Source organism: Sphingomonas abaci (genome assembly GCF_014199625.1).
GTDB lineage: Bacteria > Pseudomonadota > Alphaproteobacteria > Sphingomonadales > Sphingomonadaceae > Sphingomonas > Sphingomonas abaci.
The window spans coordinates 2,501-12,500 of sequence record NZ_JACHNY010000024.1 but is presented as its reverse complement, the minus strand read 5'-3'; the positions used below and the strand labels follow the sequence as shown (position 1 = coordinate 12,500).

The 10,000-nt window shown below is 57.5% G+C and carries 6 protein-coding genes, 1 tRNA gene and 3 rRNA genes (1 of these 10 only partly in view); 1 reads left to right on the top strand and 9 read right to left on the bottom strand.

Annotated features, from left to right (window positions below):
- The 5 genes from GGQ96_RS20675 to GGQ96_RS20655 form a co-directional block, all read right to left on the bottom strand.
- Positions 1-253: ribosomal RNA gene (locus GGQ96_RS20675) — 16S ribosomal RNA — on the bottom strand; it reaches 1,234 nt to the left of the window's first position.
- A gap of 516 nt (positions 254-769) precedes the next feature.
- Entirely contained in the window at positions 770-1,036 is a 267-nt protein-coding gene (locus GGQ96_RS20670; protein ID WP_184117144.1) for a ribbon-helix-helix domain-containing protein, read from the bottom strand.
- Complete coding sequence (gene parA, locus GGQ96_RS20665; protein WP_184117143.1) at positions 1,033-1,683, bottom strand: ParA family partition ATPase; 651 nt, start codon at positions 1,681-1,683, stop codon at positions 1,033-1,035. The genes GGQ96_RS20670 and parA overlap by 4 nt, the downstream gene beginning before the upstream one ends.
- A gap of 262 nt (positions 1,684-1,945) precedes the next feature.
- Complete coding sequence (locus tag GGQ96_RS20660) at positions 1,946-2,746, bottom strand: helix-turn-helix domain-containing protein (protein ID WP_184117142.1); 801 nt, start codon at positions 2,744-2,746, stop codon at positions 1,946-1,948.
- A 402-nt stretch (positions 2,747-3,148) separates the two neighbouring features.
- Entirely contained in the window at positions 3,149-4,159 is a 1,011-nt protein-coding gene (locus GGQ96_RS20655; RefSeq protein WP_246360758.1) for a replication initiator protein A, read from the bottom strand.
- Positions 4,160-4,486: 327 nt separating this feature from the next.
- On the opposite strand from GGQ96_RS20655, the gene GGQ96_RS20650 reads away from it, so the two are divergent.
- Complete coding sequence (locus GGQ96_RS20650) at positions 4,487-5,074, top strand: recombinase family protein (RefSeq protein ID WP_184117141.1); 588 nt, start codon at positions 4,487-4,489, stop codon at positions 5,072-5,074.
- A 330-nt stretch (positions 5,075-5,404) separates the two neighbouring features.
- Here GGQ96_RS20650 and GGQ96_RS20645 read toward each other — a convergent pair.
- The 4 genes from GGQ96_RS20645 to GGQ96_RS20630 form a co-directional block, all read right to left on the bottom strand.
- Positions 5,405-6,570 (bottom strand): IS3 family transposase gene (locus GGQ96_RS20645; RefSeq protein WP_425506721.1). Its coding sequence is split into 2 segments (ribosomal slippage): positions 5,405-6,309 and positions 6,309-6,570, totalling 1,167 coding nucleotides; the frame shifts between segments, so codons are not numbered across the junction.
- A gap of 97 nt (positions 6,571-6,667) precedes the next feature.
- Positions 6,668-6,744, bottom strand: a tRNA-Met gene (locus GGQ96_RS20640).
- Between the two features lie 95 nt (positions 6,745-6,839).
- Positions 6,840-6,954 (bottom strand): 5S ribosomal RNA (rrf, locus tag GGQ96_RS20635).
- 120 nt (positions 6,955-7,074) lie between these two features.
- Positions 7,075-9,865 (bottom strand): 23S ribosomal RNA (locus GGQ96_RS20630).
- Positions 9,866-10,000 lie beyond the last annotated feature (135 nt).

Here is a 10,000-nt window from a genome sequence, read left to right as displayed (position 1 = left end):
GGATCGTCGCCTTGGTAGGCCTTTACCCCACCAACTAGCTAATCCGACGCGGGCTCATCCTCTGGCGATAAATCTGTGGACTTACGTCATCATCCGGTATTAGGTGTCGTTTCCAACAGTTATCCCAGACCAAAGGGCAGATTCCCACGCGTTACGCACCCGTGCGCCACTATGCCCGAAGGCATCGTTCGACTTGCATGTGTTAGGCATGCCGCCAGCGTTCGTTCTGAGCCATGATCAAACTCTCAAGTTTATGACCCTCACCATCCCACAGCGGAATAACCACAGGACAGCAAAAGCATCTCAAGGAGCCGCTCTGCACATAACACTAAACGTATATGGATACGGTTCAGGACATATGAGAACGGCTTATTAGCTTAACGTGCACGTACCACCTTGCATGGCACACACACGAGCCGCCGCCCACATGTCCCTTCATCTTCAAACTACAATGTCAAAGAACCAGCCGACAAACATACCGGACGCCCATCAACCCCTCCCCTCAGGAAAGAGCCCGGCATCCGTACCTTTCGGCTGCCACAACCTCCGAACCACCCGGTCCAGCGCTGCGGTGAAAGGGCATTTAGGCTGGAGTTCCCGATTCGTCAAACCCCCTTTAAAAAATTTCTTACATGCCGAGAGGGCATCCACATGCAGGATGTGTGATCATGCAGCCATGCAGAGGGCCAACGGTCATGAGTGGGCCGGCAGCGACCAGGGCATTTGTCCAGAGATCGTGAGCTACGACGGCTTTGGCGATGTTGCCTCTTTAATCGCCGATCGGACTTTCGCCGTGCTTCCGGAGCACATCGTTAAAGGCTTCAGCCATTAACGCTTGAAGGCTCCGGCCCTGGCGACGCGCCAGCACGTGCATGGCGAACGACATTTCAGGGGTGAAGAAGCCGGCGATCTGCTTGCGTCCTTCGCGGCTGGTCGCCCCCTTGGGCGAAGCCGCGACGGGGCCGGTCGACGGCGTACTTGCTCTAATCGTTGCCTGCCGATCCCGAAGGTTGGCGAAACTAGGCTTACGGCTCACGCTATCTTCTCCTCGCCATCTGTCGACACGACTACCTGACGACATGCCCATTTGTAGAGTTGCCGAATATCTTCCGCCGCTTTGCCAGCGGGTTCTAGTTCCATGACGGTTCGTCCCTCAGCACTGGCATGCCGATAAGCGGCGCGATCTGGCACCTGGAACGGACAGGGGCGCGTACCATAGCTTTCCACCAGCTCTCCGGCTTCCTGATAAACTCGAGGTGCCTTGGGAGGGCCGGCAGTAAAAACGACATAGGCGGGCTTGCGGAGCAATTGGACAAGTTTGGCAGTTGTTTCGATCGCTGAAAGGTCGAACGCGCTGGGTCGGCAGGGGATTAGGATTAAATCCGCGACCTCGACCGCAGCACGGGCAGCGCTATCGGCATGAGGCGGTGTATCAATTAGGATCCATTGAGCACCCTGTTCCTGAGCCTGGCGGATTTTAGCGGCAAGCCTTGGTGGTGGGCTATCGATTACCTCGGGAGGATTATCCTGTCGCCAAGTTGCCCATAGACTGGCTGTTGCCTGTGGGTCGGTATCTACGATCAGCGCTACCATTCCGGCATCCTGGGCCGCCGCGGCGAGATGGACCGCCAGCGTCGTTTTTCCTGCCCCCCCTTTTTGACTGATGATCGCGATCGTCGGCATTGTCGGCTCTCCAACGTGTCGACAGTTCGACATGTGACTTCTTTTTCGCTCATACGCGTAAGGGAGATGGACCACTAGGTATTACAGATACAAGCCGATGCCTATTCAAAGCCCAAGCCAGTGAGAAGCAATAACGGCTTCTCTTGCGCCCACACGGAAGCATTACGGCGGTGTAACCGCCGTTTTGAGCTCTCTTCAAAGGATGTTTTCGAGGTTTTGACGCGACCAAGATCCATGACTTGGCCGTTTTCAGGTTTCCACCTCAGATCGTAATCTTCTTGATAATAGAATCTATTTTGGGTTCCGGATCATTATGAGACTCACGCTCCAGTGCATCGATCCGCGCGCCTAGCCTGGCCAGCACCCGACCCATCGGACCGCTCAGTGTCGCTTGCGCCAGCTCGCGACACGACAGGCGTGACAACATGGCCGCCTGCATCTCCTGCCGATCTGCTTCTGCTTGGATAACATCGTCCGGTGGGGGCGCAGACTGCATCCAGCGTGGCAGATAGGCGATGACCGCTTTGGGCAGAGCAAATCGATAGGCATTGGACGTCTGGGCATAGCGAGGGCCGGCTCCCTGGGCCTCGATCCTCTTGAAGCGTCGCTGGCGCATAAGGAAGCCGATCGCCTCAAGCTGGTTGAGTGCCCGTGCAACAGTGGCGCGACCAAGCGCCGTTGCCTTGGCGAGGTGGTTGTAGCTGGGAAACACCTGCCCCTCGTTGAGCCTGGCGAGTGCGAGCAATTCCTCATAGACGCGCACCGCCGCAGCGGTAAGCGCGGCAATGGCACGCTCGCTACGCGATAACGTTCGGGTACCCATGCGCTCCTCGCGTGCCAAGCGTCGCCCGGCGTCGAGCGTACGGCGGGCGATCCGCAGCAACCGATCAGTTTCCCCTTTCGCGGGCACGGTGAAGAACATGCGCTCAAAACTTCCCGCTTCGATACTGCCGCGCCGCACCGGCGCGCCCGTGCGATGTGGCGTGCCAGCACGCGTACGCTTGCTCCCCCCCACCCGCGTAAGAGCCGGCGTCATTGCTTCGCCCAAGGTAAAGGCGGTCATTGTCCATCCCCATTCCGGGGCCGGAACCAGGATAAAAGAATCTGTGGCGCGAAGCGCGCATCCTTGAACAAACGTTCGATCAGAGGTATCTGGAGGGAGTTGGCTCCGGTTCGACGTTTGGCGACGTCGCTCCACTCAAATTTGATTTGATAGTACCCCTGGGATGCCCGGCCTTCGTGCCGGGCTTTCCTTTATGTGGTCACAGCCGCTTTCCATCTCTCGTCGGCACAGCCCGCCGACCCGCAGGCCAGTTCTCGCAGGATTGGCCCAAGCGGGAAAGTGTTTACGGTTCGTGCTATCGAGTATGAATTGAAAAAAATTGAGGCTGCAGGCGTGAAATTTGCCTGAAAGTTCGTGCTATCGAGTATGAATTGGACCGAAAGTTCGTGCTATCGCGTATGCTCAATCCACGACGATCGTTTCCTCCTCTGTGACATCCGCACCCGATTCGAGGGGGGATTCACAGTCTGGCTTGGTCCGCGAATCGCCCAACCCATCCTGACTCGAATCCGAACTAGCCCCTTCATCGCAAATGGCAGGGCGGCGGGTTATTGCAACTCGCATCGGATTGGCTTTGCGACCCCGGCGGCTCTCCTCATGCTGATCCAGTGTCTCGACCAGTTCGATCCGATAGTCTGGAATGGTATCGCCACCGGCGATCTGCTTCAGCGCCGCCCGGAAATTGGCGATAGGGTTCTGGTAGCCAATCTGCAGCCGGAAGGTGGCAATATCGAGATCTAGTCCCTCCCCTTCATCAGTTGATCGGGCCACCTCATAGATGCGCCGCTCGATCGGACCGAGCTGGAAATAGGCGGTGGCATAATCGAGTACGTGCCGGTCGAGCAAGATTGCCCGGAACAGCCAGTCGCACAGCCGTACCTTTACTGCTTTCAGCCGACGTTCGCCGCTGTGCGATCTGGAATAATGGAGCTTGGCCTCGGAGAGCCAGGAGAAGAAGCCTTCCTCGCCTTCGCCACCCGCCTCAATGTTGGTTTTGATCTGCGTTCCCTGCAATCGCTCCAGCGCTTCGGACAGGCGGGCATAAGAGCGCGCGGAGTGGTTGCTGCCAGTTACGGTGAACAGGTCATGCGCAGTGAAAATGAAATCCTGACCGACCGTCTCGCCTAGTTCGAGCTTCGCCGCCATCAGGCTAGCGATGTAGAGAACGATCTCCTTATCATAGATCGTAGCCACACCGCTCGCTGAAGGTCGAACCTCGATTGACACCTGCTCGGTCTTGTAAGTCAGCGGCTTCATCCAAGCCGTCTTGGCGAGTGCAAAAAAAGGGAAGGCCATCAGCGATCGTTCGCCACGGATTTCCCCCTGGAGAGGGCTATCGAGCGAGAAAAGGTCATTCTGAGGGATAGCCATGGCCCTGCGATCCTTCGAGCGCTTGGTGGACTGGCGAGCCATCAGCCATTCATACTCGAAAGCACGAATTTTGCGCGCTCTTGAGTATGTTCCCCAAGGGAAATGGCACGATTTTGCATCATAATTCGTGCTTTCGAGTATGAATTCGTTTCTACCATTTCACACACAATTGCATACCTGTCGACAATCATACATATAGACAAATGGCTTATGTGTTGGCTCGTAACCCGCGTCTAGGCACCTTACTCCTTTTGAAAATCGGTTACCATTCAGCGGTATTGTGAAATAGGCTTATGAAAGCCCTGACCAGTAGGGTCGTTACGCATATCGCCTTGGCTTACAAATACAGGCGTTTGGGAAAGAGGACGCTTGACCAACACACCCTATCTGATCGGCTATGCCCGCGTGTCGAAGGGAGATGAGCAGTCAAACACGGCACAGACCCGTGCACTGAAGGCCGCGGGTTGTTGCCGCGTGTTTGAGGAAGTCGCCAGCGGCGGGCGCTGGGACCGACCCAATCTTCAGGAGATGATCGGCCAGCTGCGTGAGGGCGACGTGGTCGTGGTCTGGAAGCTGGACCGGCTCTCGCGCAGCCTGAAGGATCTGCTCCACATCATGGATCGGATCGAGGCGGTAGGTGCGGGCTTCCGCTCGCTGACCGAAGCAATCGACACCACGACGGCGGCTGGACGGATGATGATGCAGATGGTCGGCAGCTTCGCCGAGTTCGAACGGGCCATGATCCGCGAACGAACCAGCGCCGGCCTCGCCCAGGCGCGCGCCGAAGGCCGGATCGGCGGACGCCGGCGCAAGCTGGCTGAGCAACAGCGTCGCGAGATTGCCGAGTCCGTCACCTCCGGTCGCAAGTCGGGTGCCGAGATGGCCCGGCTCTATGGCGTCAGCGAACCCACCGTCTCGCGCATCGTCGCGGCGTATCGTCAGGAACAGGGCGGATAGGCATGAAGCGCCGCCGCAATCTGGCTGGCCGGCTGACACGCCGGCCCAAGCCTCACTAGAAACCCATAACGATGCCAAAGGCACCAGATGCACTTGGAAACAGTTACGATCGGCAAAGTGTAGGAAGACACACACCACGCTATGCATAGCGAACGTTTGGCGAACAAGATTTTCTTGAATTACAACGATGTAGCAGGACCGTAGCGCAGCTACAGGTCGTTCTGAAGCTTATGCAGGCGGTGCTACAGTGCTGCTACGCTGCTACAGCAGCCTTTTAGATACAGAAACGCACAGGCCTTGGTGAGTAGCAGCTGACGTGACCCCGGTTTTTCATCCAGTGGCAACCAGAGACCGCCCGGTGTTGTCGCGCATGAGCGCAGGCAAAGCAACGGGCGGGGTTAACCCCGCCCGTTGCTGTTCAAGCCCGGCAGCGAATGCGGCCGGGGTAGCGTAGCCGAGCGACGAGTGGGGCCGCTCGGTGTTGTAGTCGTCAACCCAGCGAGCCAGGATCGAGCGAGCCTGACCGATGGTGAAGAACAGCGTCTCGTTGAGCAGCTCGTCGCGCATCCGGCCGTTGAAGCTCTCGACGAACCCGTTCTGCGTCGGCTTGCCCGGCGCGATGTAATGCCACTCGACGCCCACATCGCCGGACCAGGCGAGCACCGCGTTCGAGGTGAGTTCGGTCCCATTGTCGCTGATGATCATCTTCGGTTTGCCACGCTCGGCGATCAGATCGGTCAACTCGCGCACGACCCGCCGGCCCGAGATCGAGGTGTCCACCACCGCCCGGAGGCATTCGCGCGTCACGTCGTCGACGATGTTGAGCACGCGGAACCGTCGGCCGGTGACGAGCTGGTCGTGGACGAAGTCCAGGCTCCACCGCTGGTTGGGGAGTGCCAGCAACGGGGCAGGCGCCCGGGCGCCCACAGCGCGCCTTCGTCCCTTCCTGCGCCTGACCGTCAGACCCTCCTCGCGGTAGAGCCGCTGCGTCTTCTTGCGGTTGATCGTGACCCCGTCCCGGCGCAGCAGGATGTGCAGCCGTCGATAGCCAAACCGCCGACGCTTCTGCGCCAACTCGCAAAGCCGCGACCGCAGGTCGCCATCATCCGCCCGGCACGAGCGATACCGCATGCTCGTGCGGTCTGCCCCAACGACCGTGCACGCCCGCCGCTCGCTCATCCCCAACGTCGCCTGGAGATGCGCGACCGCTTGCCGCTTCGCGGCGGGCGTCACCACTTTTTTGACAGCAGGTCTTTCAACCCCGCGTTGTCGAGCACCGTGTCCGCCAGTAGCCGTTTGAGCCGGGCGTTCTCCTCTTCCAGTGACCGCAGGCGCTTTGCGTCGGATACCTCCAGGCCGCCGAACTTCGCCTTCCACGCATAGTAGGTCGCGCTCGACATACCGTGCTTGCGGCACAGCTCCGTCACCACCGCACCCGCCTCGGCCTCCTTCAGGATGCCGATGATCTGCTCTTCCGAAAACTGCTTCCGCTTCATTCCGTCCGTCCCTTCGAGGGGCCGGTCTCTAGGTCCAGGTGGATGAAGAAACAGGGGTCACGTCACAGCTTGCCAAGGTTTGCTGTTGGATGTGATCTGGTTGCGGGGACAGGATTTGAACCTGTGACCTTCAGGTTATGAGCCTGACGAGCTACCGGGCTGCTCCACCCCGCGATGGCTGGCGTGTTGCCAGCGAGCCTCTCTGTTGGGGAGAGGGTGTATGTGAATGGGTTCTTGGTGTGCACGTTCTTCGCGCCACGGGCTGCAATGCCTGGCGACGACCTACTCTTCCACTGCTTAGGCAGTAGTACCATTGGCGCAGGCTGGTTTCACGGCCGAGTTCGGGATGGGATCGGGTGGGACACAGACGCTATGGTCACCAGGCAATGAAGCCGGTGGTGCGAAGAGTGCTGGGGGTTAAAATCGATGCGTGCACTTTCATGGTCTGGCTGTGATGCAATCCCAGCCCGGTATCAGCAGCGCTGATATTGGGGGTGTGAGCTCATCAAGCGCGAATAGAGCGATTAGTATCGGTTAGCTTCACGCGTTACCGCGCTTCCACATCCGATCTATCAAGGTCGTGGTCTTCGACCGCTCTGAGAAATCTTATCTCGAGGGAGGCTTCCCGCTTAGATGCTTTCAGCGGTTATCCCGTCCGTACATAGCTACCCTGCTGCGCCGTTGGCACGACGACAGGTACACCAGAGGTACGTTCAACCCGGTCCTCTCGTACTAGGGTCAACTCCTCTCAAATTTCGACGCCCACGGCAGATAGGGACCAAACTGTCTCGCGACGTTCTGAACCCAGCTCACGTACCACTTTAATTGGCGAACAGCCAAACCCTTGGGACCTGCTCCAGCCCCAGGATGTGATGAGCCGACATCGAGGTGCCAAACAACCCCGTCGATATGAGCTCTTGGGGGTTATCAGCCTGTTATCCCCGGCGTACCTTTTATCCGTTGAGCGATGGCCCTTCCACGAGGGACCACCGGATCACTATGACCGACTTTCGTCTCTGCTCGACTTGTCAGTCTCGCAGTCAGGCGGGCTTATGCCATTGCACTCTAACAGCCGGTTTCCAACCGGCCTGAGCCCACCATCGCGCGCCTCCGTTACTCTTTAGGAGGCGACCGCCCCAGTCAAACTACCCGCCACAGAGGGTCCCTGATCCCGCTTCAGGGATCGAGGTTAGACATCAGAAAACAACAGGGTGGTATTTCACCTATGGCTCCACGCCGGCTGGCGCCAACGCTTCAAAGCCTCCCACCTATGCTACACAGTTCCTTCCTAATGCCACTCTGAAGCTGCAGTAAAGGTGCACGGGGTCTTTCCGTCTAACCGCGGGTACTCCGCATCTTCACGGAGAATTCAATTTCGCTGAGCATGTCCTGGAGACAGTGGGGAAGTCGTTACGCCATTCGTGCAGGTCGGAACTTACCCGACAAGGAATTTCGCTACCTTAGGACCGTTATAGTTACGGCCGCCGTTTACCTGGGCTTCATTTCAGAGCTTGCACTCCTCCACTTAACCTTCAGGCACCGGGCAGGCGTCAGGCCCTATACGTCGTCTTGAAGCCGACTTAGCAGAGCCCTGTGTTTTTGCTAAACAGTCGCTACCCCCTGGCCTGTGCCCCCGATGAGAGCTTGCGCTTACATCGGGCCTCCTTCTTCCGAAGGTACGGAGGCAATTTGCCGAGTTCCTTCAGGACACTTCTCTCAAGCGCCTTGGTATACTCTACCTGACCACCTGTGTCGGTTTCGGGTACGGTCTATACGGTGGGGCTATTTCCCGGGACAGTTTCGAAGCACGGCCAATCCGATAAGGCCGTACAACACACACCATCCGTCACACACCACCAGGCTGCGGAATATTAACCGCATTCCCATCGACTACCCCCTTCGGGCTCGTCTTAGGGGCCGGCTCACCCTGCGCGGATTAGCCTTGCGCAGGAACCCTTGGTCTTTCGGCGAGAGGGCATCTCACCCTCTTTATCGCTACTCATGTCTGCATTCGCACTTCCGATACCTCCACGACCCATTACCAAATCGCTTCAACGGCCTACGGAACGCTCCGCTACCGCGTGGATAAATCCACACCCTAAGCTTCGGTGCACGTCTTGAGCCCCGTTACATCTTCGCCGCAGAAACCCTTGTTTAGACCAGTGAGCTGTTACGCTTTCTTTAAAGGATGGCTGCTTCTAAGCCAACCTCCTGGTTGTTTTGGGATTTCCACATGCTTTCCCACTTAGACGTGACTTGGGGACCTTAGCTGTAGGTCAGGGCTGTTTCCCTTTTGACGACGGACCTTAGCACCCGCCGTCTGTCTCCCGAGTAGTACTCATGGGTATTCGGAGTTTGGTTAGAGTTGGTAGATCTCGCGACCCCCGCATCCATCCAGTGCTCTACCCCCCATGGTATTCGCTCGAGGCACTACCTCAATAGTTTTCGCGGAGAACCAGCTATTTCCCGGCTTGATTGGCCTTTCACCCCTAAACACAACTCATCCGGTAACTTTTCAACGTTAATCGGTTCGGACCTCCAGTGCGTGTTACCGCACCTTCATCCTGGTCATGCCTAGATCGCCGGGTTTCGGGTCTAATACACCAAACTATGGTCGCCCTATTCAGACTCGCTTTCGCTGCGCCTACACCTATCGGCTTAAGCTTGCTTGGTACATTAAGTCACAGACCCATTATGCAAGAGGTACGCGGTCACCCCATGAAGAGGCTCCCACTGCTTGTAGGCAATCCGTTTCAGGTACTGTTTCACTCCCCTCATCGGGGTGCTTTTCACCTTTCCCTCACGGTACTAGTTCGCTATCGGTCATGTACGAGTATTTAGGCTTGGAGGGTGGTCCCCCCATGTTCAGACAGGATTACACGTGTCCCGCCCTACTCGAGTCCTGATACATCACTTTCGCATACGGGACTGTCACCCGCTATGGTGCTACTTTCCAGAAGCTTCTGCTAGTTGAATATCAGGCACTGGCCTGGTCCGCGTTCGCTCGCCACTACTAACGGAATCTCGGTTGATGTCTTTTCCTCCGGCTACTGAGATGTTTCAGTTCACCGGGTTCGCTTCTCGAAACCTATGTATTCAGTTCCAAGATACCTGAACCAACTAACCCTGTGCGTCGTTACCAACGTGCAGGATTAATCGGATAGGTGGGTTTCCCCATTCGGAAATCGTCGGGTCAAAGGTTGCTCACACCTCACCGACGCTTATCGCAGCGTGCCACGTCCTTCATCGCCTGTACATGCCAAGGCATCCACGAATTGCCCTTACCTCACGCTTGAGAGCCCACACCACCAACATCAACGCTGGATGACCATCAGGCCATCGACTCGGCAAGAGCAGCGTCGCATGGGCATTCGGTGCGGGGATTTTATCTCAGCCAGATATTAAGTGAAATGAACCGGCTTCGTCTCGC